Below are 26,107 nucleotides of genomic sequence, written 5' to 3' on the forward strand. Positions count from 1 at the left end.
CCTGTGTCCCGGGGCCCTTCCGTTCAGCAGACCCAGCTGGATGCCAGAGGTGCTAGATCTGGTCGAACCCGTACTCGTCCAGCGGCACCGAGGCACCGGTGAATTCGCCGTAGCCGTCGTCGCCGTAGATGGAGTCGCCGAAGCTCGGGATGGAGTACGCGGCGGAGCGGGCCGCCTCGGTGGGCTTCACCTGGATGTTGCGGTAGCGGGAGATGCCCGTACCGGCCGGGATCAACTTGCCGATGATCACGTTCTCCTTCAGGCCGATGAGCCTGTCGGAGCGCTTGTTGATCGCGGCATCGGTGAGCACTCGCGTCGTCTCCTGGAAGGAGGCCGCGGAGAGCCAGGACTCCGTGGCGAGCGAGGCCTTGGTGATGCCCATGATCTCCGAGCGCATCTCCGCCGGCTGACCGGCCTCCGCGACCGTGGCCGCGTTGACCTGGCGCGCCTCGGCGAGGTCGACGAGGGTGCCGGGGAGGAACTCCGTGGTGCCCGAGTCGATGACCGTGCCGCGGCGCAGCATCTGGCGGATGATGATCTCGATGTGCTTGTCGTGGATCGACACACCTTGAGCGCGGTACACGGCCTGCACCTCGTCGATGAGGTGCTTCTCCACCCCGCGGCGGCCCAGGACCTCGAGCACGTCGTGCGGGTCGGCCGCGCCGCGAAGCAGGCGGTCGCCCACCTCGACGTGGTCACCCTCTCGCAGGGAACGCTCGATCATGGCGTCCGGGTTGGACTCCATGGGACGGCGCACCTGGGCCAGACCCTGGCGCTTGGACAGCTTCTCGTAGACCACAACGTCGGACCCGTCGTCCGGGTGGATGGTCAGGGTCCAGAAGTTGCCCTCGTCCTCGAGCGTGACGGTGCCGGCGACGGAGGCGATCGGTGCGCGGTTCTTGGGCACGCGGGCCTCGAACAGCTCCTGCACACGCGGCAGACCACCGGTGATGTCGCCGCCGACGCCGCCCTGGTGGAAGGTACGCATGGTCAGCTGGGTACCCGGCTCGCCGATGGACTGGGCGGCGACGATGCCGACGGCCTCACCGATGTCGACCAGCTTGCCGGAGGCCATGGACTTGCCGTAGCACTTCGCGCAGACGCCGGTGGAGGTCTGGCAGGTCAGCACGGAGCGGACCTTGATCTCCGCCACGCCAGCGGCGACGAGGGCGTCGATACGCTCCTCGGAAAGTTCCGTGCCACCCTCGAGCACCACGTTGCCCTCGGAATCCTTGGCGTCGGATGCGAGCACGCGTCCGGACACGGTGGTTTCCACGAGGTCGTCGCGGACCCACGCGTCACCGACCTGCTGCGCAACCGGCACCTTGACACCCTGGTGGGTGCCGCAGTCGTCCTCGCGGACGATGACGTCCTGGGCGACGTCGACCAGGCGGCGGGTGAGGTAGCCGGAGTCGGCGGTGCGCAGGGCGGTGTCGGCCAGGCCCTTGCGGGAACCGTGGGAGTTGTTGAAGTACTCCATCACGGTCAGGCCCTCGCGGAAGGAGGTCTTGATCGGGCGAGTGATGTATTCACCGCGCGAGTTCACGACCATGCCCTTCATACCGGCCAGCGTCCAGATCTGACGCATGTTGCCGGCGGCGCCCGACTTCACGATCATCGGGATCGGGTTGTCGTCCGGGTAGAGGTCCTCCACGGCCTGCCCCACCTTGTTGGTGGCGTCCTGCCACAGCTCGACCAGGCGGTCGTAGCGGTTCTCCTCGGTGAGCGCGCCCTTCTCCCAGAACTTGCGCTCGATCTCCTCGGCCTCCTTCTCGTACTGCTCAAGAACCTCGTTCTTGTTCGGCAGGACGAGAACGTCGGACATGGAGATGGTCACGCCGGAGCGCGTCGCCCAGTAGAAGCCGGCGTCCTTCATCTTGTCCAGCGTCTGGGAAACGGTGATCATCGGGTACTTCTCCACCATCGACTGGATGATGTCGCCGAGGAGCACCTTGCCGGAGCCACCGCCCTTGCGCACCATGGCGCCTTCCTGGTACGGGAAGTTGAACGGCAGGAGCTCGTTGAACATGATGCGGCCCAGGGTCGTGTCTGCCATCCACGGCTGACCCTTCTCCCAGCCGTCCGGGAACTGCTCCGCCTCGATGTCCACGGTCGGGCGCAGGTGGTCGATCCGGACGCGGATCGGCGCCTGCAGGCCGAGAACACCGCGGTCGTAGGCCATGATGGCCTCGCGGTAGGAGGAGTAGACGCCCTGGGCGGGGGCGTTCTCGTCGGCGGGCGTGTAGGCGCCCTCGCCGCCGATCTCGGATTCACCCTTCATCATGGTGAGGAAGTACAGGCCGGTGACCATGTCCAGGCGCGGCATGGCCAGGGGCTTACCCGACGCCGGGGAGAGGATGTTGTTCGAGGACAGCATGAGCACGCGTGCCTCGGCCTGGGCCTCCGCGGACAGCGGCAGGTGGACCGCCATCTGGTCGCCGTCGAAGTCGGCGTTGAACGCCTCACAGGCGAGCGGGTGAAGCTGGATGGCCTTTCCCTCGACGAGCTTCGGCTCGAAGGCCTGGATGCCCAGGCGGTGCAGGGTCGGTGCGCGGTTGAGCAGCACCGGGTGCTCGGAGATGGCCTCCTCGAGCACGTCCCACACCTCGGGGCGCTGGCGCTCGACCATGCGCTTGGCGCTCTTGATGTTCTGCGCGTAGTCATTGTCCACGAGGCGCTTCATCACGAACGGCTTGAACAGCTCCAGTGCCATGAGCTTCGGCAAGCCGCACTCGTGCAGCTGCAGCTGCGGGCCGACGATGATCACGGAACGGCCGGAGTAGTCCACGCGCTTGCCCAGCAGGTTCTGGCGGAAACGGCCCTGCTTGCCCTTGAGCAGATCGGAGAGCGACTTCAGCGGGCGGTTGCCCGGGCCCGTGACGGGACGGCCGCGGCGGCCGTTGTCGAACAGGGCGTCCACGGACTCCTGCAGCATGCGCTTCTCGTTGTTCACGATGATCTCGGGAGCGCCGAGGTCGATCATGCGCTTGAGGCGGTTGTTGCGGTTGATCACGCGGCGGTACAGGTCGTTCAGGTCGGACGTCGCGAAGCGGCCGCCGTCGAGCTGAACCATCGGACGCAGCTCCGGCGGGATCACCGGGATGGCGTCGAGGATCATGCCGGCGGGGTCGTTGCCCGAGCGCTGGAACGCGGCGACGACCTTGAGGCGCTTCAGGGCGCGGACCTTACGCTGGCCCTTGCCCTCGGCGATGATGGTGCGCAGCTCCTCGGCCTCAGCGTCGAGGTCGAAGTTGCGGATCAGCGTCTGGATCGCCTCGGCGCCCATTCCGCCGGTGAAGTAATCCTCGTAGCGGTCGACGAGCTCCTCGTACAGGTTCTCGTCGATGACCATCTGCTTCGGAGCAAGCTTGACAAAGGTCTGCCAGATCTCGTCGAGGCGCTCGACCTCGCGCTCACCCGCCTCGCGGATGTGCGTCATCTCCTTGTCGGCCGCCTGCTGCACCTTCTTGCGTGCAGAGGCGTTGGCGCCGGCCGCCTCGAGCTCGGCGAGGTCCTCCTCGAGCTTCTGGGCGCGCTCGGCGATCTCGGAGTTGGCATCCGCCTCAACTTCCTTCTTCTCCAGGATCATCTCGGCCTCGAGGGTCGACATGTCGTTGTGGCGTGCCTCATCGTCGACGCTCGTGATGATGTTCGCGGCGAAGTAGATGATGCGCTCGAGGTCCTTCGGGGCCAGGTCGAGCAGGTAGCCCAAGCGGGAGGGAACGCCCTTGAAGTACCAGATGTGGGTGACGGGAGCGGCGAGCTCGATGTGGCCCATGCGCTCGCGGCGCACCTTGGACTTGGTCACCTCGACGCCGCAGCGCTCGCAGATGATGCCTTTATAGCGGACGCGCTTGTACTTGCCGCAGGCGCACTCCCAGTCGCGGGTGGGGCCGAAGATGCGCTCGCAGAAGAGCCCGTCCTTCTCCGGCTTCAGGGTGCGGTAGTTGATGGTTTCGGGCTTCTTGACCTCGCCGTGGGACCAGCGGCGGATGTCGTCGGCGGTGGCCAGGCCAATGCGAAGCTCGTCGAAGAGGTTTACGTCAAACACGTAAATACCCTTTCACCTCCCCCGTACGGGGAGGATCGGTTGTGAATAAGGTTCCTTGAGTTCTTCCGGGCCCCGGGGAGCATTCGCTTCCCGACGCCCGCCTGGCGCCTAGGCCGTGTCCGCCGCGGATCCCTCGTCGCGCGAGAGGTTGATGCCCAGCGACGATCCGGCCTGGTCGTAGTCGTCGTCGTCGCCGGCCAGTTCCATCGGAACCCCGTCGGCGGAGAGCACCTCCACGTTGAGGCAGAGGGACTGCAGCTCCTTGAGCAGAACCTTGAAGGACTCGGGGATGCCCGGATCGGGGATGTTGTCGCCCTTGACGATGGCCTCGTAGACCTTCACTCGGCCCACCACGTCATCCGACTTGATGGTCAGCAGCTCCTGGAGGGTGTAGGCGGCGCCGTACGCCTGCATCGCCCACACCTCCATCTCGCCGAAGCGCTGGCCGCCGAACTGGGCCTTACCGCCCAGCGGCTGCTGGGTGATCATGGAGTACGGGCCAGTGGAGCGGGCGTGGATCTTCTCGTCCACCAGGTGGTGCAGCTTCAGCATGTACATGTAGCCCACCGAGACGGGGTACTTGAACGGTTCGCCTGAGCGGCCGTCGAAAAGCACCGTCTTGCCGTTCTCGTCCACCATGACGTCGCCGTCGCGGTTCGGCTTGGAGTTTGCGAGCAGGCCCGCGATCTCCTCGTTGGTCGCGCCGTCGAACACCGGGGTCGCAGTGAGGGACTCTGCCGGGACGTCGTAGAGCTGCTCCGGGAGGGTCTCCAGGAGGGCGGCATTCTTCGGATCGTCCGGGTTAACGGTCCAGCCGGCCTTGGCCAGCCAGCCGAGGTGGACCTCGAGGACCTGGCCGATGTTCATGCGGCGGGGTACGCCGTGGGTGTTCAGGATGATGTCCACCGGGGTGCCGTCAGCCATGAACGGCATGTCCTCCTGGGGGAGGATCTTGCCCACGACACCCTTGTTGCCGTGGCGGCCGGCCATCTTGTCGCCGTCCTGGATCTTGCGCTTCTGGGCGACGTAGACGCGGATCATCTCGTTGACGCCCGGGCTCAGATCGTCGTCGTCCTCGCGGGAGAAGCGGCGCACGGCGATGACCTTGCCCGTCTCACCGTGGGGCACCTTGAGGGAGGTGTCACGGACCTCGCGGGCCTTCTCGCCGAAGATGGCGCGCAGGAGGCGCTCCTCAGGGGTCAACTCGGTCTCGCCCTTCGGGGTGACCTTGCCGACCAGGATGTCGCCGTCGCGCACGTCCGCGCCGATGCGGATAATGCCGCGCTCGTCGAGGTCCTTCAACACGTCCTCGGAGACGTTCGGGATCTCGCGGGTGATCTCCTCGGCGCCCAGCTTGGTGTCGCGGGCATCGATCTCGTGCTCCTCGATGTGCACGGAGGTGAGGATGTCCTCCTCCACCACGCGCTGGTTGAGGATGATGGCGTCCTCGTAGTTGTGGCCCTCCCACGGCATGAACGCAACCAGCAGGTTGCGGCCGAGGGACATCTCGCCGTCCTTGGTGCCCGGGCCGTCGGCGATGACCTGGCCGGCCTCGACGCGGTCGCCCTGGGAGACGATCGGGGTCTGGTTGTAGCAGGTGCCCTGGTTCGTGCGCTCGAAGGTGCGCAGCATGTAGGTGTCCTGCACGCCGTTGTCGTCCATGATGGTGATGAAGTCACCGGAGACGTTGGTCACCGCGCCGGCCTTGGCGGAGATGACGGTGTCGCCCGCGTCGTAGGCCGCGCGCTGCTCCATGCCGGTGGCCACGTAGGGGGCCTCGGGGCGCAGCAGGGGCACGGCCTGCTTCTGCATGTTCGCACCCATGAGGGCGCGGTTGGCGTCGTCGTGCTCCAGGAACGGAATCATCGCGGTGGCGACGGAGACCATCTGGCGCGGGGAGATGTCGAGGTAGTCGACGCCCTGCGGGCCGACGACACCGATGTCGCCGTCCTTGAGGCGGACCTCGATGCGCTCTGCGGTGAGGGCGCCGTCCTTGTCCATCGGGGTGGCCGCCTGCGCAATGGCGTAGCGGTCCTCCTCGTCGGCGGTGAGGTAATCGATCCGGTCGGTGAGCTTGCCGTCCTCGACCTTCTGGTACGGCGTCTCAATGAAGCCGAAGGCGTTCACGCGGGCGTAGGAGGCGAGCGCGCCGATTAGGCCGATGTTCGGGCCCTCGGGGGTCTCAATCGGGCACATGCGGCCGTAGTGCGACGGGTGCACGTCGCGAACCTCGATGCCGGCGCGTTCGCGCGACAGGCCGCCCGGGCCGAGCGCGGAGAGGCGGCGCTTGTGGGTCAGGCCGGACAGGGAGTTGTTCTGGTCCATGAACTGCGACAGCTGCGAGGTGCCGAAGAACTCGCGGATCGCGGCGGAGACCGGGCGCACGTTGATCAGGGACGTCGGGGTGATGGACTCCGCGTCCTGGGTGGTCATGCGCTCGCGGACGACGCGCTCCATACGGGAGAGGCCGACGCGGACCTGGTTCTGGATCAGCTCACCCACGGTGCGCAGGCGACGGTTGCCGAAGTGGTCGATGTCGTCGGTGTTGATCGGGATGGTCTCCCCAGTCGGGGAGGTCATCTCGGTCTCGCCGGAGTGGAGGCGCACCAGGTACTCGAGGGTGGTGGCGATGTCTTCCTCGGTGAGGGTCATCAGGCCCTCGTGGTCGCCGCCGAGGCCCAGCTTGCGGTTGACCTTGTAGCGGCCGACGCGCGCGAGGTCGTAGCGCTTCGCGCGGAAGAAGGCGTTCTCGAGCAGGGACTGCGCGAGATCGCGGGTCGGCTGCTCACCGGGGCGCTGCTTGCGGTAGATCTCCAGCAGCGCCTCGTCGGTGTTGGCCACGCCGTCGGACTCGAGGGTGGACATCATGATCTCGGAGAAGCCGAAGCGCTCCGTGATCTGCTCGGTGGACCATCCCAGGGCCTTCAGCAGGACGGTCACCGGTTGGCGGCGCTTGCGGTCGATGCGCACGCCGACGGTGTCGCGCTTGTCGACGTCGAATTCCAGCCAGGCACCACGGGACGGGATGACCTTCACGGAGTGCAGCGGGCGCTCCGTGGATTTGTCGATGGTCTCGTCGAAGTAGACACCCGGGGAACGCACGAGCTGGGAGACGACGACGCGCTCGGTGCCGTTGACGATGAAGGTGCCCTTATCGGTCATCAGCGGGAAGTCGCCGATGAAGACGGTCTGGGACTTGATCTCCTGGGTGTCGTTGTTGATGAACTCCGCGGTGACGTAGAGCGGGGCGGAGTAGTTGATGTCTTTGTCTTTACACTCGTCAATGGTGTACTTGACGTCCTCGAAGCGGGGCTCGGACAGGGACAGGCTCATGTTGCCCGAGTAGTCCTGGATCGGGGAGAGCTCCTCGAGGATGTCCTCGAGTCCGCTGGTCACGCGCGCGGACTCGCCCCGCTCGGCCTGCTCGCGCTCGCGCCATTCCGGCGTGCCCACGAGCCAGGCGAAAGATTCAAGCTGTACGTCAAGAAGCCCCGGAACCGTGATGGGTTCGGAAATCTTCGCAAAGGAGTAACGCTGCGGAGCTCCGGGGATAGTGGCCATTGACATGGTCTGGTGGGAGACTGCCAAGTTGGGTCCTTCCAGCACCTCACGCGGACGCGGGAAACCTGCTCTGGCTCACGGTTTCACCGGCGAATCCGCTGGATAAGTTAGCATTTGGTCTGCTGTGGAAGATCCGCCCCTGAAATGCACAAAGTCACCTTGTCAAAACGGCCGTGAAAACCGTGAGGACAAGGTTTCATGAACAAACTGGAGACGGCTTCCAGCGCAACGACTTAGCTTATACAACCGGCCGCGCATTGTAAAGACTCGCCCCCGAATACTCAACACCCCCCAAGTGTTGTCCCCGCGGAACCCGCTTGCCGTCCTGTGCGGGTCATTCGCTTGGGGGGAACTCTACCACTGCCCCCGTTCTATTCGGCAAATGAAACCGCCGTCGATCCCCCGCCTTTTCCGCGTCGCCGCATCGAACGCGCCCCCCGGTCCCGGCGGGCGGGTACGGCACGGCCCGCCGCTCCCCGACTCCCGCCGCCGCGGCGACCAGCAGTTTTGCCCGGCCTCCCGCCCGGGCGCAGCGTCCCGACGAGCCCCGCCAGGGTCAACAGGGTACCGAGCCCGATGACTCCGTAGCGTACCGCGCGGGACTGGTCGGCCGAGCGCACGGAACCGAGCTGGTCCGTCATGGATTCGACGCGTTCGCGGGGCATGTGGGCGTCATAGGCCACGTAATCCTCGAGCCGGCGCCCCTGGGCGTCGCCGTAGTAGTCATCCACCTTCTCGTCCATTCCCACCACGAGCCCGGAGATCTGGTCCACCAGGAGCCGGCGCTGCGCGGAGTGGAAGAGGAAGGCGCGGATCTGCTGGCCGTCCGGGCCCTGGATGGTTTTGGTGTTGCGCATGTCCGCGTACGCCATGGCGACGTTTGTCGGGTTGATGCGCTGCTCGAAGGTGTAGACGCTGCGACCCTTGATGTCCTCCTCCCCCGTGAAGTCGGCGGCGGCACCGGAACGAAGCGTGGGATCGAAAACGGTGTAGGTCTTCTGCTCCACGTCCGAGGGGAGCTTGAGCCAGCTCCCCCCGTTCGCGACATCGACGGCGGGCGTGGCCATGACCGTCTGCAGGTGCATGTCCCCCTGCGGCTCGCCTGAGCGGCGATCCATGACGTAGGACCAGGTGGCGGCGCTGACGAGATTGTCGAAGTCGCTGCCCGCCTCACCCGCGCGTAGAGTGTCCCCGACGCGGACGCTGGCGGTGTCCTCGTCCGAGGGATCCTGGATCTCCATGTGCAGCTGGCGCGTGACGGGGGCTGTCCTGCCCAGGTACTTCCCCTGAGGGTCCGTCATCGTCCACGTCGTGTCCTCCAGGCTGAGGGGCAGGCGTCCGTCACCGACGAGAAACCGGGGGGCGATAAGCCCACCGACGACGAGCGCGATGCCCAGGCCGGTCAGGAGGGCCGAGAGAATTCGGGACGTGGGGAGCATGACCGCTGATTGTATCGCAGGACCTCCCCGACCCCGGCCCGTCAGCGCAGAATGTCGCGGCCGAGCTTGAGCGACGCCCCGAGCAGCGCCGCCCACTTGTCACGGGGGATTCCGTTGTTCATCAGGGTGGTGAACCGCGTTTCCGTGACGTTCCGGGGCTCCGTGTACTTGGTCAGGCCGTGGTCACCGTGGCGGCGGCCCACGCCGGATTTCTTCCACCCGCCCATGGGGGCGTCGATCGCCGACCACGCGGGTGCGTAGCCCTCGTTGATGTTCACCGTGCCGGTCTGCAGCCGCGAGGCGATCTTCCGTCCGGTCTTCGGGGTGGCCCAGACGGAGGAGTTCAGCCCGTAGGTGGTGTCGTTGGCGCGCGCGACAGCCTCGTCATCGGAGTCCACGACCTCGATGTAGACAACGGGCCCGAAGACCTCGTCGCGGTGCAGGTCAGCATCCTCTGGCACGTCCGTGAGCACGGTGGGCGCGAAGAAGGCGTCGCCAAGCTCGCGGAGTCGGCGCCCACCCGTGAGGACCGTTGCGCCTTTGCTCACCGCATCGTCGACGAAGCGCTCGATCTTCTCGGTGTGCTCCACCGAGATCTGGGAACCCATGTCGATGTCCCAGTCGTGCCCCGCACCGACGCGCATGGCCTGGACGCGGGACACGAAGGCCGGAATGAATTCGTCGGCGACGGCGCGGTGCACGTACATCCGCTCGATCGAGATGCACAGCTGGCCCGAGTTGCCGAAGCACGCGGTCCACGCACCCTCGACCGCGCGCTTGACATCGGCGTCGTGGGCCACGATCATCGCGTTCTTCCCCCCGAGCTCCATGGAGTAGTCAATGAGGCGCGATGCCGCCTGCTCGGCCAGCTTCTCCCCTGTCGCGGTGGAGCCGGTGAACATGAGGAAGTCGCACTCCTCCACGATGGCCTGACCCACCTCGGTGCCGGAGCCGGTGATCACCTGGAAAAGGTCGCGGGGCAGCCCGGCGCGCTCGAGCAGCTCGGCACCGGCGAGCGCGGACAGCGGAGTCTGGGAATCCGGCTTGAGCACCACGGCGTTGCCCGCCATGAGCGCGGCGAGGGCGTCGGTGACCGCGAGCGAGAGCGGGTAATTGAAGGGGGCGATGACGCCAACGACACCCTTCGGGGGGCGCTGCTCCCGGGTGCTCGTGATAACGGGGAAAACGGAGCGGCGCCGGTGCTCCTTCAGCAGCTTCTGCGCCCTGTAACCGTAGTGGCGCGAGGTCAGCGCGACGTCGAGGACCTCCTCCAGCGCGGAGAGACGGTTCTTGCCGTTCTCGTCCTGGATCACGTCCATGAGGTGGTCGCGGTTGTCCAGGACCAGGTTGTGGAACCGGAGGAGGATCCTTCGGCGTTCGCGCACGCTGGTGCTCCCCCAGCGTTTCTGGGCCAGGCGCGCCCTCTCGAAGGCCGCCTTCGTGTCCTCCCTCGTGTGCAGGGGCACGGCCCCGATGACCTCCCCCGTCGCGGGGTTGATGATGTCCGTGGTGGTCTGCTCGCGCATCGCGTGGGTCATGGGTCGGTTCCCTCTTTTCCGGAGTTAAGTTTCCGGCCAATACTATACCTGTGACCGGGATAACATCTAGAGTCTTAGCCATGACAGCGTCACAGGGATCACACGCAGCACACGGCCGTAAGCACACCGCGGGAGCCGCCGGCGGAGGGAGACAGAAGTCCATCTTCATCTCGGGGGGTGCGGCGGGCATCGGCAAGGCCACCGCACAGCGCATGCTCCGGCGCGGGTGGATCGTCGGCTCCTACGACATCGTCCCCACCGAGTGGGCGGAGGAGGCGGCCGACCTGCCGGGAACCCTCGTGACCGGCCACCTGGACGTGCGCGACTGGGACAGCTGGGAGGCGGCGGTCTCCGACTTCACCTCCCGCACCGGCGGGACCATGGACGCGTTCTTCAACAACGCCGGTGTCATCGTCGACGGCCCCCTGAGCGAGCAGACCCCGGACAAGATCCAGTGGATCACCGACATCAACTGCGTCGGCGTGGCCTACGGCGCCAAGGCGTGCCACCCCTACCTGAAGCGCACCCGCGGCTCGGTCATGGTCTCCATGTGCTCCGCCTCCGCCAACTTCGGCCAGCCCGACGTGTCCACGTATTCCGCCTCGAAGTTCTACGTCAAGGGACTGACGGAGGCAATGGCCCTGGAGTGGGCGCGGGACAAGATCCGCGTCAACGACATCATGCCGCTGTGGGCCAAGTCGAAGATCTCGGAGGTCAACGCCCGCTCCGTCAGGACGCTGGGGGTGCGTCTCGTCCCGGATGACGTAGCCGAGGTGGCGGAGAAGATCTTCACCACCCGCAACCTCTACCTGAAGAAGAAGCTGCACCACACCGTCAGCGCCCCGGATACGGTGCTCAAGGTTCTCGCGGACCTCTCCCCCGACATGCTCAAGCGCTACACCACGAAGTTGCTGGTCGGTTAGGTTCCCGGGCGGGTGCCGGGAGGGTGTCGAGAAGCGAAAAGCTCCCCACACCGTGCAGTGCGGGGAGCTTCGAGCCGAAATAAACGGGGCGTGATTACTTGAGGGTAACCTTCGCGCCAGCCTCCTCGAGCTTGGTCTTGGCGGCCTCGGCGTCGTCCTTGTTGGCGCCCTCGAGGATGGCCTTGGGGGCACCCTCGACCATTTCCTTGGCGTCCTTCAGGCCGAGACCCGGGACGAGCTCGCGGACAACCTTGATGACGCCGATCTTCTTGTCGCCGGCGGACTCGAGAACGACGTCGAACTCGTCCTTCTCCTCCTCAGCGGCACCCTCGCCGCCAGCCGGAGCGCCTGCGGCGGCGACAGCGACCGGAGCGGCGGCGGTGACGTCGAAGACCTCCTCGAATTCCTTCAGGAACTCGGAAAGCTCGATGAGGGTCATTTCCTTGAACTGCTCAATGAGCTCGTCCTTGGACAGCTTAGCCATGGTGGCTTCCTTTCTTTAGCGGGCCGGCGGGCGGCCCGGGGAGTCAATATGTGGTGTCGTTCGTGCTTTACGCAGCTTCGCCCTGCTTGTCCTGCAGCGCAGCGACAAGGCGGGCGGTCTTGGATGCTGGAGCCTGGAACAGGCCAGCAGCCTTTGCCAAGGAGCCCTGGAAGGCGCCGGCGATCTTTGCAAGGGTGGTCTCGCGGTTGTCCATCTCGGCGATGGCGCCAACCTGGGAGGCATCGATGGCGTTTCCATCCATGTAGCCGCCCTTGATCACGAGCGCGTCGTGATCCTTGCTGAACTTCTTCAGGACCTTTGCGGCATCAACTGCCTCGCCCTTGATGAAGGCGACGGCCGTCGGGCCGGTCAGAAGCTCATCGAGACCCTCAATGCCGTTCTCGCTTGCGGCGATCTTGACGAGGGTGTTCTTGGCGACGTGGTACTCGACATCGAAGCCCAGCTGACCGCGCAACTCCTGAATCTGACCAACGGTCAGGCCACGGTACTCGGTAAGCACGAGGGAGCTAGCCTCCTGGAACTTGTCCTTGAGAACTTCGAGCTCCTTGGTGTTCTTCGGGTTTGCCATTACTCACGCCTCCTTCCAATAACGTCATGTCCTACAATCCGCCGGAGCATTTCGCTTGGCGACGCCCCTTCAGGCGCCCATGCAAAATGCCCCGTGCAGAAGCACGAGGCACCAGAAAGGTTTGCCACGTTCCTCCTGCGTGGGCCGTTCCCTGGAGTGGGAAACCTTCGGCCCCGGTTTCCCGGGGCGACCGACGGTCTTCGGTGAAACTTGAGCGCGGGGCCGGCAGCCGGCACCCGTTCAAACTTCGAGGAGTCAGTTTAGCCACCCGTGCCGCGTAATGGCAAATCGCGCGGCGGGTGGAGCGCGGTCGGTGGGGGTCGGGTGGGTGGCGCTGGGGTGTGATATCACGGTTTAAGTCGCCCCAGGACGCGGGGGACCCGGGCCGGAAGGGCCGTTTTGCCGACCAGGGGTTCCGTGGTCGCGATATCACGGTTTGCGCAATTCCCGCCCTAAATTGCCAGGTCGCGGGCGCTTCAAAAGCAGTAACCGTGATATCACGGTTTGCGTTTCTCCAGGTCGCGGAGATCCGGAACAATAGGCCGGTTCTGCCGACTTAGGGGTCCGCGGGTGGGATATCACGGTTTGCGCGGATCCCGCCCTAAAGTGCCTGGTCACGGGCGCTACGAGAGTAGAAACCGTGATATCACGGTTTGCGCGAACCCCGCCGTAAAATTCCTGGTCACGGTCCCGCCGAAAACGTAAACCGTGATATCACGGTTCGCGCGGACCCCACCCACAGGGGCCCGCACACGGCAAAGCCCCGCGACAGCAACGTCGCGGGGCTTCAGAGGTGACGGATCACCCCGGCGAATTACGCCTTGGTGGCGTAGTTCTTCTGCACGCTCGGATCGATCTGGATGCCGGGGCCCTGGGTCGCAGAGACCGCGATCTTCTTCAGGTAGATGCCCTTGGCGGATGCGGGCTTGAGGCGGAGGACCTCGTCGAGTAGCGCGCCGTAGTTCTCGGCGAGCTGCTCGGCGGTGAAGGAAGCCTTGCCGATCAGCGCGTGGAGGTTGGATGCCTTGTCCACGCGGAAGGAGATCTTGCCACCCTTGACCTCCTGGATCGCCTTTGCGACGTCCGGGGTGACCGTGCCGGTCTTCGGGTTCGGCATCAGGCCGCGGGGTCCGAGGACGCGCGCGACGCGGCCGACCTTGGCCATCTGGTCCGGGGTGGCGATCGCCACGTCGAAGTCGAGCTGGCCGTTGTTGATCTGCTCGATGAGCTCGTCGGTGCCCACAATGTCGGCGCCGGCCTCCTGGGCCTTGGTGGCGTTCTCACCCTCGGCGAAGACGGCGACGCGCACGGTCTTGCCGGTGCCGTTGGGCAGGGATACCGTGCCGCGGACCAGCTGGTCCGCCTTGCGCGGGTCGACGGAGAGACGCATTGCGACATCGATGGTGGCGTCGTACTTGTCGGAGGAGGTCTCCTTGGCAAGGGTGACGGCATCGAGCGGGTGGTACAGGGTGGAGGCGTCGACCTTGGCGGCCATCTCCAGGTAGCGCTTGGACTTCTTTGCCATGTTGTGTTCCTTTCCTGTTCTTCTCAAACAGTGGGAGTTGTGGTTGGGGCTTGGCCGGCCCTTCCACGGCGGGGGTGGTTACTTCTTGACCTCGATGCCCATGGAGCGGGCGGTGCCTGCGATGATCGCGGCGCCAGCCTCGATGTCGCGGGCGTTGAGGTCTTCCTTCTTGGTCTCCGCGATCTCCTTGCACTGGTCCCAGGTCACGGAGCCGACCTTCTGGGTGTGCGGGACGCCGGAGCCCTTCTGCAGGCCGGCGGCCTTGAGCAGGAGCTTGGCGGCCGGCGGGGACTTCAGGATGAAGGTGAAGGAGCGGTCCTCGTAGACCGTGATCTCAACCGGGATGATGTTGCCACGCATGGACTCGGTGGCGGCGTTGTATGCCTTGGTGAACTCGACGATGTTCACGCCGTGGGCACCCAGTGCGGGACCCACCGGCGGAGCCGGGTTCGCCATGCCTGCCTCGATCTGCAGCTTGATCAGGCCGGTGACCTTCTTCTTTGCCATCGAATTACCTCAATTCCTTGGTACGGCCCCCGGCCACGATGCACTGCCGGGAGCTTCCGGATGCCCCGCCTCGAAGCGGCGCGGGCCACCGGGGATGAATGAATGAAAAACGTCGCGTGAGTCTTTTGAACACACGCGACGTTTCACTTTAAGGCCTCGTCCAGGCCAAACGCAAACTAGATGATGCGCTCGATCTGGTCGGCGGTCAGCTCCACCGGGGTCTCGCGCCCGAAGATGGACACGAGGGCCTGGATCTTGCCGGTGACCGGGTCGATCTCGGAAATGGTCGCCGAGACTGACGCCAGGGCGCCGGAGAGGATAGTGACGGCCTCGCCGACCTGGTAGTCGTGCGCGAGGGCCGGGGTGGTGTTCTCCTCCGGCATGGCCACGACCGTCTCCCCCTCGGCGTTCGCCTGGGAGGGCTGGCCCTCAACGGGGGTCTCCTTCGGCATCAGGAAGCGCGCGACATCACGGTGCTTGACCGGGGTCGCGTTGCCCTCGTTGCCGACGAAGGAGGTGACACCCGGAGTCTCGCGCACCACGGACCAGGCGGCGTCGTTCATGTCCATGCGGACGAGGACGTAGCCCGGAAGCAGCTTGCGCTTGACCACCTTGCGCTTGCCATCCTTGAGCTCGATGGCCTGCTCGATGGGCACAACGACGTCAAAGATGGAATCCTCCACCTCGAGGGTCTGGATGCGCATGTCGAGGTTGGTTTTCACTTTGTTCTCGTAACCCGAGTACGACTGAATGATGTACCAGTCGCCCGGGAGCTTCTTCAGCTCGCGGGTGTATTCGCGCAGGCGGCGGCGGTACTCGCTGTCGCTCGCCTCCTCCTCGGGCGCTCCCTCGAGGGCACCCTCCGGGGAAGCCTCCCCTTCCGGTGCACCCGGTTCGAGGGAGGTGGCCCCCTGCTCGCCGAGTAACTCGGACGAGAGCTCGTGCGGTGCCGCGGTGTCGCCGTCATCGCCGGAGGTGGCTGCGGCGGCGTGATCGTCGGCCTCGGCGCGGTCGAAGGCGGCCGGCGCACCGGCATCCGCCCCTTCGGCGTCTTCTGCCGCAGCATCCCCCTCGGCGCGGAACATCATGGCCTCGGGGGCGTCACCGGCCTCGAGCGAACTCGCCTCGGCCATCACGGCCTTCTCGACGTCGTCAGGCAAATCGGGCTCACCCATGTGTCTGTCAGACTCCTCGTCGGACTCGCCCGACTCATCGGCCTTCTCCGCCTTCTTGGCCTCCTTGGCCTCCGGGTCGGTCTGGGGCTGCACGGGGGCACCCTCGTCAACCATCTCGGCCTCGTTGGTCTCCAGCTTCTTGCCGTTGTCTTCAGCCATGGGATCCTCCTCGATCGGTTCGGAATTTTGCCCCAGCCTACCGGCTGTCCCGGAAGGGCGGGGCAATAAATTATCCCGCCCTCCCCTTCTTCCGGGGTGGCGGGATGCGCTTACAAACGAAGATTATAGCTAACGGACGAAGACTTGCTCAACTACCCAGCGGGCACCCCAGTCGACGGTCCACACCAAAGCGGTGAGAACGATGAGGAATGCGAACACGATGAGCGTGTAGTTGAGCATCTGACTGCCGGTGGGCCAGATAACCTTGCGCAGCTCGGTGGCAACCTCACCGGGGAAGGCGGCGACTCCGTTGCCGGCCTTGTCCCCGTCATCGGTACCGCGGGCGGCGGAGCGCTTGGCCTCCTCGGAGGCGGTGGTGACGGGGGTCGCGGAGGAGGACCCGCGCAGCTGACGCTTGCCGGTCGGCCGCGCCGGATTCTGTGCATTCGGATTTGTCACAGCTCTCCTCTTGCTAAAAGTCTTGGCAGGGGCGACAGGACTCGAACCTGCAACCGACGGTTTTGGAGACCGTTGCGCTACCAATTGTGCCACGCCCCTAGAGCACTGCCCGTGAGCAGTACGCCTACCCTACCACGGACGCCGGGGCGCCCAGTTCAGGTGAGTAGCGATGGAGAGAATTGAACTCTCGACACAGCGATTATGAGTCGCTTGCTCTACCACTGAGCTACACCGCCCTGTGCTTGCGCGCGTGCACGCGGCAAACAACAGAGCCCCCTATCAGAATCGAACTGATGACCTTTTCCTTACCATGGAAACGCTCTGCCGACTGAGCTAAGGGGGCACAGCCTCTAAGTTGTGGGCCTTGCAGCCCGCTCCGTTGAAGCCTTGAAAAGATTAACCCAACACACATTTGGAACACAAATCCGCAGGAAGGCAATGATTTTCCCGTGCGCGGAGCCGTCGCACGACACCCCCTCCCCCGCACCGGAATCCGCACGCGGCGCCGACCGGAAACGGCGAAACCCGCCACCGTGGAGGTGACGGGTTTCGGTGTCTGTGCCAGGTAGAAGATTCGAACTTCTGAAGGCAATGCCGGCGGATTTACAGTCCGCTCCCTTTGGCCGCTCGGGCAACCTGGCGAGCACGTAACGTGCGAGGGATACTTTACAACACCCCGGGCGCAAATCAACAAATCGGCAGTTCAGGACGCCGAATCAGCCGACGCGCTCCACGGTGTAGGCGGAGAGCTGTCGCAGGGCGCGGTTGGCCGGGATGTCCGGCAGCCCGTCGAGCTGCTCCTCCGCGGTGGCGAGGTAGCGGTGGACGTCGGCAAGCGCGCGCTCGCGCCCGTCGGTCTGGGCGATGAGCTCGAGGGCTCGCGCGACGTCCGCGTCACTCGCGAGCGGGCCCGTGAGCAGACCTCGCAGCTCCTCGCCGGCGGGCGAGTCGTGACGCAGGGCGTAGAGCACGGGCAGGGTGAACACGCCTTCGCGAAGGTCGGTGCCGGGGACCTTGCCCGACTCCGTGGGCGAGGAGAAGATGTCGATGATGTCGTCAACGATCTGGAAAACCATCCCGATCGCCCCGCCCAGCCTCTCGCAGCGCTCCACGATCTCGTCCCCGGCGCCCGCGTTGCGCGAGCCGAGGTAGGCGGCGGAGGCGATGAGCACGCCCGTCTTCTCCTCGATGACCTTGAGGTAATGCTCGACCGGGTCACCACCGCGCGCCCCGACCGTCTCGCGCATCTGGCCCGTTACCAGCTCGGCGAAGGTGTCCGCGAAGTGGCGGACGGTGTCGGTGTTGATCTCGCTCATCAACCGGGAGGCATGGGCGAAGAGGATGTCCCCCGCAAGGATGGCCACGGTGTTGCCCCACCGGTGGTTGGCCGATTCCACGCCGCGGCGGCGGGCGGCCTCGTCCATCACATCGTCGTGGTAGAGGGTGGCCAGGTGCACCATCTCCGTGATGGCCGCCCCCTTGACCACGTTCTCCGCTCCCGGCTCGGGGCCGAACTCGCTGCACAGCAGCGCCACGAGGGGGCGGAAACGCTTGCCCCCCGCCTTGACCAGGTGGGTGACCTTGTCGGTGACGAAGTCCTCGCCCACCGAGAGCCGCTCGTACAGCAGGTCCTCAACCCGGCCCATGCCCTCTCCGATGCGGGCGGTCAGGTCCGCGTCCCCGAGTTGCATGGTGAACTCGTGGGGCGCTGACGGTGGGCTGCCGTTGGTCATCGGTGACGTCCTTGCAGGTCGATTGGCCTTCCCGGGGCGATGGGGCATCGCCGAGGGCGATTGAATTTCGCACTCAACCGTAACCCACCTGCGCGGGGCCGCGCAGCAGCGGGTGGCAAATGGCGTGGTGGTGCTGTGCCACAATGGTTCACCGTGAACAGCAGCTGGGATGTCTTGGTCGTGGGCGCCGGCCCCTCCGGTTCGGCCGCGGCGGTGGCCGCGCAGAGGGCGGGCCTGGACACGCTGCTTATCGACGCCCAGCCGGCCAACCGCGACAAGACATGCGGTGACGGCCTCACTCCACGCGCCGTCCACGCGCTGCGCACCCTCGGCCTGGACCACGTGCTGCCGGCGTACCGCAACCGCGGCCTGAAGCTGCACGGTTACGGCGGCGCCCTCACCGCCCCCTGGCCGGAGGGCCGCTACGGCACCGAGGGGTCCGCCAGCCCGCGCGCGCACTTCGATGCCGCCCTGGTCGCGGAGGCCGAGAAGGCGGGTGCAACGGTGTGGCACGACTGCCCCGCCACCGGCGTGGACCTGACGGGCGGTGCGATCTCCTCGGTGGCGACCCCGCGCGGCGAGGTGTCCCCGCGGTGGGTCATGGTCGCCGACGGCGTGCGCTCTCCCTTCGGCAAACTCCTCGGGCGCACCTGGCACCGCGGCGAGGTGTACGGCATCGCCGCGCGCTCGTACTGCACCTCCCCGCACGCCGGGGAGCCGTGGATGCACTCCCACGTGGAGCTGCGCGACGATGACGGTTCCATCCAGCCGGGGTACGGCTGGATCTTCCCCCTGGGCGAACCCGGCGGCGGGGAGGGATTGGTCAACCTCGGTTGCGGTGCGCTGTCCACCCAGGCGCGCCCGGCGAAAGTGAACACCAAGAAGCTGCTCGCCCAGTACGCCGAGCAGCAGCGCGGGACGTGGGGACTGGGACCGGCCACCGGGGTGACGAGCGCCCTTCTGCCGATGGGCGGGGCCGTCTCGAACGTGGCGGGGCCCAACTGGGCCCTCATCGGCGATGCCGCCGCCTGCGTCAACCCGCTCAACGGCGAGGGCATCGACTACGGGCTGGAGACGGCCGTCATGGCCGTCGACCTGATCCGCCGGGGCCGCGACCTCACACTGGCCTGGCCCGACCAGCTGCGCCGCTCCTACGGGGAGGCGTTCGTGCTCGCCCGCACCGCGGCGCGGCTGCTCACCTACCCGCGGTTCCTTCCGCTGGCGGGGCCGGTGGCGCTGCGGGGGCCCGTCGGAAAGCGGATCATGCCCGCGGCCGCGCGGTTGATGGGCAACCTCGTGACGGACGAGGACCGCGACCTCATCTCGCGGGCGTGGCGCGCGGCATCGCGAATCGCCCCGGTCAAGGCCCCCCTCTGGGACGCCGCCTGAGGGATCAGGGCTTCACGGCGCTGTGCAGCGCGACGATGCCGAGGGAGAGGTTCCGCCAGCCGGCGTCGTCCCAGCCGTTGCGGTTGATCGCGGCGGCGAGCTGCTCCTGGTTCGGCCACGCGCGGATGGACTCGGCGAGGTACTCGTAGGCCTCCGGGTTGGAGGAGAACACCTTGGCCACCAGCGGCAGGGCGCGCGGGAGGTATTCCTTGTAGACGGTGCTGAACACCGGCACGACCGGAGTGGAGAACTCGTTGACCGCCAGGCGCCCGCCCCGCTTGGTCACGCGCGCCATCTCGCGCAGGCCCGCCTCGAAGTCGTGGACGTTGCGCAGCCCGTAGGAGATGGTGACGGCGTCGAAGGTCTCGTCCGCGAAGGGAAGGTGCATCGCATCCCCGACTACCTTGGGCACGTCGCGCCCGCTTCCGGCGGCGAGCATTCCCTGGGAGAAGTCGCAGGCCACGACCCATGCCCCGGACTTTGACAGCTCCACGGTGGAGACGGCGGTGCCCGCGGCGAGGTCCAGAACCTTCTCGCCGGGGCGGAGGTTGAGGCGCTCGCGGGTGCGGCGGCGCCAGTACCTGTCCAGGCCGAACGACAGCACGGTGTTGGTGATGTCGTACTTGCTGCCCACCGCGTCAAACATCCCCGCGACGTCGAAGGGCTTCTTCTCCAGGTCTGCCTTGGCCATGGGGGCCAAGCTTACAGGCTAGGCGGTGCGCGACCGGCCGGGCCTGGCGGAGCGGGCGGCGCCCGCCGTCTTCTGGGCCCAGCCCGGTACCGCGAAGCGGTGCCCGAAGAGGGACACGGTGCCGCGGTTGTAGCCGCGGATGGCCTCCCCGTAGTAGTCCAGCAGCTGGCCGCAGAGCGAGTCCCAGGTCTTGTCCGCCACGGACTCGCGGGCGTTGTCCCGCAGCTCGGCGTGGCGGACGTCGTCCAGGAGGTACTTCACGGCATCCGGGAGGTTGTGGGTGAAGGTATCCACGTCGAGGAGCAGGCCGTTGTAACCCTCCTGGATGAGGTCGATCGGCCCCCCGGCGCGCGGCCCGATGGTGGGCACGCCGCTCGCCTGCGCCTCCTGGATGGCCTGGCAGAACGTCTCGAACTCCCCGGTGTGCACGAAGAGGTCCAGGCTGGCGTACGCGCGCGCAAGCTGCTGGCCGCCGAGGGCGCCGGTGAACACCGCGTTGGGGAGCGTCTCCTGCAGGCAGGCGCGCTCGGGCCCGTCACCGACGACGACCAGTTGCACGTTGGGGTCCTCGACCAGCGGGGCCAGGCGGTGCACGCCCTTCTCGGCGGCGAGGCGCCCGACGAAACCGACGATCTTCTTCTTCCCCGTCGGGTCCCACTGGCGGCGCAGCATCTCGGAGCGCTTGGAGGGGTGGAACAGCTCCGTGTCCACACCCCGGCCCCAGTGGCGGACGTTCTTCACGCCGTGCGCCTCCAACTGCCGGATCGCCTCGGAGGAGGGTGCCAGGGTGATCTCGCAGCGGTTGTGCACGTTGCGGGTCCACTCCCACGCCATGCTGGCCAGGACGGAAAGCTGGTACTGGGTGGCGAAACCCGCAACGTCCGTCTGGTAGAGCGCCACCGCCGGGATGCGCATCTGCAGGGCCGCGAAAGCCCCCGCGCCACCGAGAACGAAGGGGCTGGCCAGGTGCACGACGTCCGGTTTGAACGCGCTGAGCGCGTTGATCACGGAGGCCGTGGGCACGCCGATGGGAAGCGAATCCACCAGCGGGATCATCACGGTGGGCACGCGGACGATCTCGAACCCGAGGTACTCGGGGATCTCCTCCTGGAAGGCCCGGGCGCCCGGCGCGACGACGATCGCCTCGTGGCCGTGCGCGTGCAGGTGCTCCAGAACCCGGAGAACCGAGTTGGTCACTCCGTTGACGTTGGGAAGAAAGGACTCCGCGACGATGGCGACACGCATGGGTTGAAACCTTCCACACCTGCTCAAAAGGACAGTGCACGGGGAGAGAACTCCCCGTTAATTTCTCTTTACGCTAGCGTAACCCCGCCCCGGCGGACGGAGTGGCGGGCGGAGCTTCCGCCGAAGGCCCGCCCCACCGCGAACCACGCCGCGGCCGCCAGCACGGTGGCGGCGGCGGCCACCGAAAAGGCGGGCACCAGCGAGAGGGTCCACCCGCGCCCCTCCACCTTCACCAGGTCCGGGTCGGACTTGGCGTAGGTCACCCACACGCGCTGCCCCTCCCCGAGGTCCGTCGGGTAGAGCAGGCCGTGCTTCGGGGAGTGGTAACGGCCCTGCTCGTCCTGGTACTCGGCGGAGGTGCGCAACCGGCTCACCCCGGTCACCGTGGCCATCCCCCGGCCGGGGTCGGCCATGATGCGTGCGTCGTTGAGCGCCGGGCCCACGACCATCGCCACCGCCGCCAGCAGCGCGCAGAGGTACAAACCCGCCACGAGCTGCAGGAGGCGGCGTTTCGGGATCACCGCCGGAGCCTCTCGGCCAGGCCCCTGCGCGTGGCCCGCGTAGTCACCGCCTCGACGACGGTGACCGGGTCGGGGGTGGAGGTGACGTCGACAAGCGTCTCCACGAGCTCCGGAAGGGTCTCCGCCCTGCGGTAGGAGGTGCCGTACGCGAGCGCGAGCTTCTCGACGTCCACCCCGTGCGGAGTGCCGAACGCCCGCTCGAAGTTCCCGCGGACCGCGTCGGAACCGACCTCGAGCGTCTCGAAGATGCCGCCTCCGTCGTCGTTGGCCACGACGATGGTCAGGTTGCCGGGGCGGCGTTCCCCGGGCCCGATGACGAGACCGGAGGAATCGTGGAGGAAGGTCAGGTCGCCCATGAGCGCGACGGTGCGCGGGGCGCGGATTTCCCCCGGTTCGAGCGCCTGGGTGGCCAGCGCGACACCGACGGCCTGGGAGACGGTGCCGTCAATGCCGGCCGCGCCCCGGGCGCTGTAGGTGGGCACCCCGTCGAAGGGCAGGCCGACGAAGCTGGCGTCGCGCACCGGGTTGGACGAGCCGAGGACCAGCGTGTCCCCCACCCCCAGGGTGTCCGCGACTGCGGCCGCGACGTGCAGGCCGGTGAAGCCGAACTGCGCGTCCGCGAGAGCGTCGCGAACGGTTTCGGCGCCGACCTCCCCGGCGGCCCCACAGATTTTCAGCCAGGCGTCGCGGGGCTGGCCGGTGGCGTTGACGCGGCTGCCCCGGCGCGTGGGCCGCCCGGTGAAGATGTCGGTGCGGCTCAGGCCGATGACCTCGATCTCCGGGTCCGCCAGGAGCGCCATGACGTCGCGGTGCAGGGTGGGGTGGCCCACCACGATGACCTGCTCCGGACGCGTCGAGGCGGAGAAGTCACCGCCCTCGTGGCTGATGGCCACCTCCTTCTGGGCGAAGAAGCGGGCCGCCAGCGGGTGCACCTGGTGGAAGGGCGTGGGGGCGGTGGGCTCCGCGATCGTGGGCACGTGCTCCAGGCCGGGCACGTCCCACGCCTCGTCGCCGGTGATGACCAGGGTGTCGCGCGTGAGGTCCACGTCCACGGCGCCGTGGTCGAGCCACGCCCGCCCGGAGGAGAGGCGCCCCGGCCCGACCGGGGCGGTGCGCGGGGCCCCCTCCGGCCCGGGCAGCTCCTCCGGGACCAGGGGCGTGTCCAGGGCGACGTTGATGTGCACCTGGTCGGCCGCGAAGGAGATGGCGGAGGCGTCCTCGAGTGAGGCGACCTGCTGGGTCTGCGCGTACCGGCCGAAGATCCCCTGCTGCCAGATGGTCTGCGAGGCACCCGTGCCCACGAGGCGCGCGGGGCGGTCCGCGCTGACAATCGCGATGGGCGTGTGCGACATGCGCGCCTCCACCACGGCGGGCAGGGTGTTGGCGACGGCAGTGCCGGAGGTCATCACCACCGCGACGTGGCGGCGCTGCACGCGGGCCATGCCGAGGGCGGTGAAGGCGGCGGCACGCTCGTCGATGCGCACGTGGACGTTCAGGTCCCGGCGCGCGAGGAGGGCGTAGGCCAGCGGGGAGTTGCGCGAACCCGGGCACAGCACGACATCGGTGACGTTGTCCGCCACGATGCCGGCGACGCGGCGGGCGATGTCCATGGAGGTCTCCGACACGGCCTACCCCTGCTGCCTGAGGTTGTCGACCCCGCCGAGGATCCCGTCGACGATGGAGCTCACGGCGCCGCCGACCTCCGGGGGGAGGTCCGTGGGGATCGCGGTGGGCAGGTCACTGGGCAGGGCGGGTGTGCTCGGGGCACCGGACTGTCCGCCGCGGCCGAAGGGCAGGGTGCGGCGGCTCTCGGTGGTGGTCTGGGTGACCGTCTGCAGCTGCGTCTGGGTGACCGTGACGGTCTCGGGCACACGCTCGGCCTCACTGGCGGCGCTGCGCCAGAGGAACATGAACACCAGGGCCGCGGCGGTGGCGAGGGCCGCGACGATCCCCAGGGCCAGGGCTGGGCCGTTCGAGCGGTCGGGGTCCGGCTCAGGCTGCCCGTCGGCGTAGGCGGGCTCGTCCCAGGGGCCGTACTCCGGCGCCGCGTATTGCGGTCGCGGTGCCGGCTGGGCATCGTAGTGCGTGGGCGTGCTCTGCTGCCCGGGTTCCGGGAAGTACTGCCTGGGCCGCTCGCGGTGCGGCGGCTGGTCCACCGACTGCGGCTCCCACCCAAACTGGCGGGTCTCGTCGTTGTTGGGGTTCATAGGGACAGGGTAGCGCGGCGGTCAAAGCACCCCGCCGCGCCGGGCGCGTGGGCGGGGTTCCCACATGAGCGCCTGTAAATGAGCGCCAGTCTGGTGAAACCCCGCGCCGTTGGAAAATCCACCAGACTGGCGCTCATTTACGGGCACTCAACTGGAGCCGCGGTAGGATGGGGCCGATGAACCCAATGAACGCAGACAAGGAATTTGACGGCCGGGTCGCCCTCGTCACGGCGGGCGGTGCCGGTATAGGGAGGGCCATCGCGGTCCAGCTGGCGGAAAAGGGCGCCCGGGTTGTGGTCTCGGACGTCAACGACGGGACAGGCCGCGAGACCGTCGAGTTGATTGAAAGGGACGGCGGTGCGGCGGCCTACGTCCACGCCGACGTGTCGGAACCGGAGGACGTTCGCAACCTCGTTCCCTTCTCCCTGGAACGCTTCGGGCACCTCGACCTCGCGGTGAACAACGCGGGCGTGGGCGCCATGCCCAGCGACATCGCCGACGTCGAGCGCACCGCGTGGGACCGCGCCATCGACATCACCCTGACGGGCACCTTCCTCTGCATGCAGGAGCAGCTGCGCCACTTCCGCGGGCAGGGTGCGGGTGCCATCGTCAACATCGCCTCGCTCGCCGGAATCAGCGCGACCCCCACGCTCACGCCGTACGGCGCATCCAAGCACGGGGTTGTCTCACTGACCCGCAGCGCCGCCCTCGAGTACGCCGAGCGGGGCATCCGCATCAACGCGGTCGCCCCCGGCGCGATCGAGACGGCAGCGCTCGCCTCCCTCCCGGAGGATGCGCGGCGCGGTTACGAGCAGCAGATCCCGATGAAGCGCCTGGGCCGGGTGGAGGACATCGCCAACGCGACAAGCTTCCTGCTCTCCGAGCGCGCCTCCTTCATCACGGGCGTGGTGCTGCGCGTCGACGGCGGCACCGAAGCCTAGGAGCCCGGGCCCTGGAGGTGGGGCAGACACTCCCGCACCCGGGCGAACCACCAGTCGCGGCGCTCGGCCGGGGCGCGCAGGCTGTGGAGGCGCTCCGGGTCGGGGGCGGTGAGGGCGACCTCGAGGCGGCCGTCGACAAGCTCGCGCGGGGCCGCGACATCCTCCAGGAACAGGCGCTGCGTCGCCAACCCGGCCGCGCGCGAGCCCGCCAGCTTCGCGGCGACGAGACCCGCGTCGATGCCGACCGCGGTGTCGAGCGCGCTGGCCACCGTCAGGTCCAAGCCGAGCTCGCCGCTAATTTCGAGGAGCCGGCGCACTCCCCCGAGCGGGGCAGGCTTGACGACACCCACGTCCGCCGCCCCGGCCGCCACCACGCGGTACGGGTCGCTGGCCCGGCGGATCGACTCGTCGGCCGCGATGGGGGTCGAGCAGCCGGCGCGGACCTCGGCGAGCTCCTCCACCGTGGCGCACGGTTGCTCGATGTACTCCAGCTCGCCGAGGTGTTCGGCTGCCTCCAGGGCCTCGGCGACGGTCCAGCCGCGGTTGGCGTCCACGCGCAGGATGGCGTCCGGACGCGCGCGGCGGACGGCGTTCACGCGGGAGATGTCGTCGTCAAGCGACTGGCCCCTTTCCGCAACCTTGATCTTGAAGGTCCGCACACCCGGAAATCGCTCGAGGACCCCCGGAACCCGCTCAGCGGGGACCGCGGGGACGGTGCCGTTGACCTCGACCCAGCCGCTGGCCCCGGGCAAGCCGGTGAACGCGGCCTCAAGGCCGGAGGCGAGCCAGTGGGCGGCCTCGGGGGCGGCGTACTCGACGAAGGGTGAGAACTCCCCCCAGCCGGCGGGACCGTCGATGAGGAGGGCCTCGCGGGTGGTGATGCCGCGGAATTTCACGGCCATCGGGAGCGCGACGACGTGGGAGCGCTCCAGGATGTCGTCGGCGGTGATGTCGGGCTGCATGCCTCCAG

The 26,107-nt window shown here is 67.4% G+C and carries 20 protein-coding genes and 4 tRNA genes; 3 read left to right on the forward strand and 21 right to left on the reverse strand.

What is annotated here, in order from left to right:
• Nucleotides 1-52: 52 nt before the first annotated feature.
• The 4 genes from B3611_RS01095 to B3611_RS01110 all read right to left on the reverse strand — a co-directional run bounded on the left by B3611_RS01095 (nt 53) and on the right by B3611_RS01110 (nt 10,589).
• Entirely contained in the window at nt 53-4,051 is a 3,999-nt protein-coding gene (locus B3611_RS01095; protein WP_291313240.1) for a DNA-directed RNA polymerase subunit beta', read from the reverse strand.
• A gap of 108 nt (nt 4,052-4,159) precedes the next feature.
• Entirely contained in the window at nt 4,160-7,639 is a 3,480-nt protein-coding gene (locus B3611_RS01100; protein ID WP_291313241.1) for a DNA-directed RNA polymerase subunit beta, read from the reverse strand.
• A 344-nt stretch (nt 7,640-7,983) separates the two neighbouring features.
• The gene (locus tag B3611_RS01105; RefSeq protein ID WP_291313242.1) at nt 7,984-9,051 is read right to left on the reverse strand and encodes a DUF3068 domain-containing protein; all 1,068 of its coding nucleotides are present in this window, start codon (nt 9,049-9,051) and stop codon (nt 7,984-7,986) included.
• 41 nt (nt 9,052-9,092) lie between these two features.
• On the reverse strand, nt 9,093-10,589 hold the full coding sequence (locus B3611_RS01110) for a succinic semialdehyde dehydrogenase (RefSeq protein WP_291313243.1): 1,497 nt from the start codon (nt 10,587-10,589) through the stop codon (nt 9,093-9,095).
• Between the two features lie 80 nt (nt 10,590-10,669).
• Here B3611_RS01110 and B3611_RS01115 point away from each other — a divergent pair, with 80 nt between their 5' ends.
• Nucleotides 10,670-11,512, forward strand: a complete 843-nt coding sequence (locus B3611_RS01115) for an SDR family oxidoreductase (protein ID WP_291313244.1) — start codon at nt 10,670-10,672, stop codon at nt 11,510-11,512.
• A gap of 94 nt (nt 11,513-11,606) precedes the next feature.
• Here B3611_RS01115 and rplL read toward each other — a convergent pair whose 3' ends face one another.
• From rplL to B3611_RS01170, 11 genes are all read right to left on the reverse strand, one after another.
• Nucleotides 11,607-11,996 carry a 50S ribosomal protein L7/L12 gene (gene rplL, locus B3611_RS01120; RefSeq protein WP_291313245.1) on the reverse strand — a complete coding sequence of 130 codons (390 nt, stop codon included), beginning with the start codon at nt 11,994-11,996 and terminating at the stop codon, nt 11,607-11,609.
• Between the two features lie 67 nt (nt 11,997-12,063).
• Nucleotides 12,064-12,585 carry a 50S ribosomal protein L10 gene (gene rplJ, locus B3611_RS01125; RefSeq protein WP_291313246.1) on the reverse strand — a complete coding sequence of 174 codons (522 nt, stop codon included), beginning with the start codon at nt 12,583-12,585 and terminating at the stop codon, nt 12,064-12,066.
• 814 nt (nt 12,586-13,399) lie between these two features.
• Nucleotides 13,400-14,110 (reverse strand): 50S ribosomal protein L1, encoded by a 711-nt coding sequence (gene rplA, locus B3611_RS01130; RefSeq protein ID WP_291313247.1) that lies wholly within the window; start codon nt 14,108-14,110, stop codon nt 13,400-13,402.
• A gap of 78 nt (nt 14,111-14,188) precedes the next feature.
• Nucleotides 14,189-14,617: a 50S ribosomal protein L11 gene (rplK, locus tag B3611_RS01135; RefSeq protein WP_291313248.1), complete on the reverse strand. Its 429-nt coding sequence runs from the start codon at nt 14,615-14,617 to the stop codon at nt 14,189-14,191.
• Between the two features lie 176 nt (nt 14,618-14,793).
• Complete coding sequence (gene nusG, locus B3611_RS01140) at nt 14,794-15,750, reverse strand: transcription termination/antitermination protein NusG (protein WP_414646279.1); 957 nt, start codon at nt 15,748-15,750, stop codon at nt 14,794-14,796.
• 330 nt (nt 15,751-16,080) lie between these two features.
• Nucleotides 16,081-16,410 carry a preprotein translocase subunit SecE gene (gene secE / locus B3611_RS01145; RefSeq protein ID WP_291313249.1) on the reverse strand — a complete coding sequence of 110 codons (330 nt, stop codon included), beginning with the start codon at nt 16,408-16,410 and terminating at the stop codon, nt 16,081-16,083.
• Nucleotides 16,411-16,433: 23 nt separating this feature from the next.
• Nucleotides 16,434-16,509, reverse strand: a tRNA-Trp gene (locus tag B3611_RS01150).
• 65 nt (nt 16,510-16,574) lie between these two features.
• Nucleotides 16,575-16,646 (reverse strand) — tRNA-Met (locus tag B3611_RS01155).
• Between the two features lie 34 nt (nt 16,647-16,680).
• Nucleotides 16,681-16,753, reverse strand: a tRNA-Thr gene (locus tag B3611_RS01160).
• Nucleotides 16,754-16,969: 216 nt separating this feature from the next.
• Nucleotides 16,970-17,051 (reverse strand) — tRNA-Tyr (locus B3611_RS01165).
• A 75-nt stretch (nt 17,052-17,126) separates the two neighbouring features.
• Nucleotides 17,127-18,143, reverse strand: a complete 1,017-nt coding sequence (locus B3611_RS01170; RefSeq protein WP_291313250.1) for a polyprenyl synthetase family protein — start codon at nt 18,141-18,143, stop codon at nt 17,127-17,129.
• Between the two features lie 153 nt (nt 18,144-18,296).
• On the opposite strand from B3611_RS01170, the gene B3611_RS01175 reads away from it, so the two are divergent.
• Nucleotides 18,297-19,532 (forward strand): geranylgeranyl reductase family protein, encoded by a 1,236-nt coding sequence (locus B3611_RS01175; RefSeq protein WP_291313251.1) that lies wholly within the window; start codon nt 18,297-18,299, stop codon nt 19,530-19,532.
• 4 nt (nt 19,533-19,536) lie between these two features.
• Here B3611_RS01175 and B3611_RS01180 read toward each other — a convergent pair whose 3' ends face one another.
• The 5 genes from B3611_RS01180 to B3611_RS01200 form a co-directional block, all read right to left on the reverse strand.
• Complete coding sequence (locus tag B3611_RS01180) at nt 19,537-20,223, reverse strand: demethylmenaquinone methyltransferase (RefSeq protein ID WP_291313252.1); 687 nt, start codon at nt 20,221-20,223, stop codon at nt 19,537-19,539.
• A gap of 18 nt (nt 20,224-20,241) precedes the next feature.
• Nucleotides 20,242-21,468: a glycosyltransferase family 4 protein gene (locus tag B3611_RS01185; RefSeq protein ID WP_291313253.1), complete on the reverse strand. Its 1,227-nt coding sequence runs from the start codon at nt 21,466-21,468 to the stop codon at nt 20,242-20,244.
• Between the two features lie 68 nt (nt 21,469-21,536).
• Complete coding sequence (locus B3611_RS01190; RefSeq protein ID WP_291313342.1) at nt 21,537-21,986, reverse strand: DUF3592 domain-containing protein; 450 nt, start codon at nt 21,984-21,986, stop codon at nt 21,537-21,539.
• Nucleotides 21,986-23,599 carry a 2-succinyl-5-enolpyruvyl-6-hydroxy-3-cyclohexene-1-carboxylic-acid synthase gene (menD, locus tag B3611_RS01195; RefSeq protein ID WP_291313343.1) on the reverse strand — a complete coding sequence of 538 codons (1,614 nt, stop codon included), beginning with the start codon at nt 23,597-23,599 and terminating at the stop codon, nt 21,986-21,988. The genes B3611_RS01190 and menD overlap by 1 nt, the downstream gene beginning before the upstream one ends.
• Nucleotides 23,600-23,617: 18 nt before the next feature.
• Complete coding sequence (locus B3611_RS01200) at nt 23,618-24,196, reverse strand: hypothetical protein (RefSeq protein ID WP_291313254.1); 579 nt, start codon at nt 24,194-24,196, stop codon at nt 23,618-23,620.
• A 176-nt stretch (nt 24,197-24,372) separates the two neighbouring features.
• On the opposite strand from B3611_RS01200, the gene B3611_RS01205 reads away from it, so the two are divergent.
• Nucleotides 24,373-25,137, forward strand: coding sequence for an SDR family NAD(P)-dependent oxidoreductase (locus B3611_RS01205; protein WP_291313255.1), 765 nt, complete (start codon nt 24,373-24,375; stop codon nt 25,135-25,137).
• On the opposite strand, the gene B3611_RS01210 is transcribed toward B3611_RS01205, so the two are convergent.
• On the reverse strand, nt 25,134-26,099 hold the full coding sequence (locus B3611_RS01210) for an o-succinylbenzoate synthase (protein ID WP_291313256.1): 966 nt from the start codon (nt 26,097-26,099) through the stop codon (nt 25,134-25,136). The genes B3611_RS01205 and B3611_RS01210 overlap by 4 nt on opposite strands.
• Nucleotides 26,100-26,107: the final 8 nt, after the last annotated feature.

Source organism: Corynebacterium sp. UBA2622 (genome assembly GCF_002339505.1).
Classification (GTDB): Bacteria; Actinomycetota; Actinomycetes; order Mycobacteriales; family Mycobacteriaceae; genus Corynebacterium.

Coding starts and splice junctions, on each gene's coding strand:
- B3611_RS01105 (WP_291313242.1), bottom strand. CDS start 9,051: ATGCTCCCCACGTCCCGAATTCTCTCGGCCCTCCTGACCGGCCTGGGC.
- B3611_RS01110 (WP_291313243.1), bottom strand. CDS start 10,589: ATGACCCACGCGATGCGCGAGCAGACCACCACGGACATCATCAACCCC.
- B3611_RS01115 (WP_291313244.1), top strand. CDS start 10,670: ATGACAGCGTCACAGGGATCACACGCAGCACACGGCCGTAAGCACACC.
- rplL (WP_291313245.1), bottom strand. CDS start 11,996: ATGGCTAAGCTGTCCAAGGACGAGCTCATTGAGCAGTTCAAGGAAATG.
- rplJ (WP_291313246.1), bottom strand. CDS start 12,585: ATGGCAAACCCGAAGAACACCAAGGAGCTCGAAGTTCTCAAGGACAAG.
- rplA (WP_291313247.1), bottom strand. CDS start 14,110: ATGGCAAAGAAGTCCAAGCGCTACCTGGAGATGGCCGCCAAGGTCGAC.
- rplK (WP_291313248.1), bottom strand. CDS start 14,617: ATGGCAAAGAAGAAGGTCACCGGCCTGATCAAGCTGCAGATCGAGGCA.
- nusG (WP_414646279.1), bottom strand. CDS start 15,750: ATGGCCGAGGCGAGTTCGCTCGAGGCCGGTGACGCCCCCGAGGCCATG.
- B3611_RS01170 (WP_291313250.1), bottom strand. CDS start 18,143: ATGACCAACGGCAGCCCACCGTCAGCGCCCCACGAGTTCACCATGCAA.
- B3611_RS01180 (WP_291313252.1), bottom strand. CDS start 20,223: ATGGCCAAGGCAGACCTGGAGAAGAAGCCCTTCGACGTCGCGGGGATG.
- B3611_RS01185 (WP_291313253.1), bottom strand. CDS start 21,468: ATGCGTGTCGCCATCGTCGCGGAGTCCTTTCTTCCCAACGTCAACGGA.
- menD (WP_291313343.1), bottom strand. CDS start 23,599: ATGGACATCGCCCGCCGCGTCGCCGGCATCGTGGCGGACAACGTCACC.
- B3611_RS01200 (WP_291313254.1), bottom strand. CDS start 24,196: ATGAACCCCAACAACGACGAGACCCGCCAGTTTGGGTGGGAGCCGCAG.
- B3611_RS01205 (WP_291313255.1), top strand. CDS start 24,373: ATGAACCCAATGAACGCAGACAAGGAATTTGACGGCCGGGTCGCCCTC.
- B3611_RS01210 (WP_291313256.1), bottom strand. CDS start 26,099: ATGCAGCCCGACATCACCGCCGACGACATCCTGGAGCGCTCCCACGTC.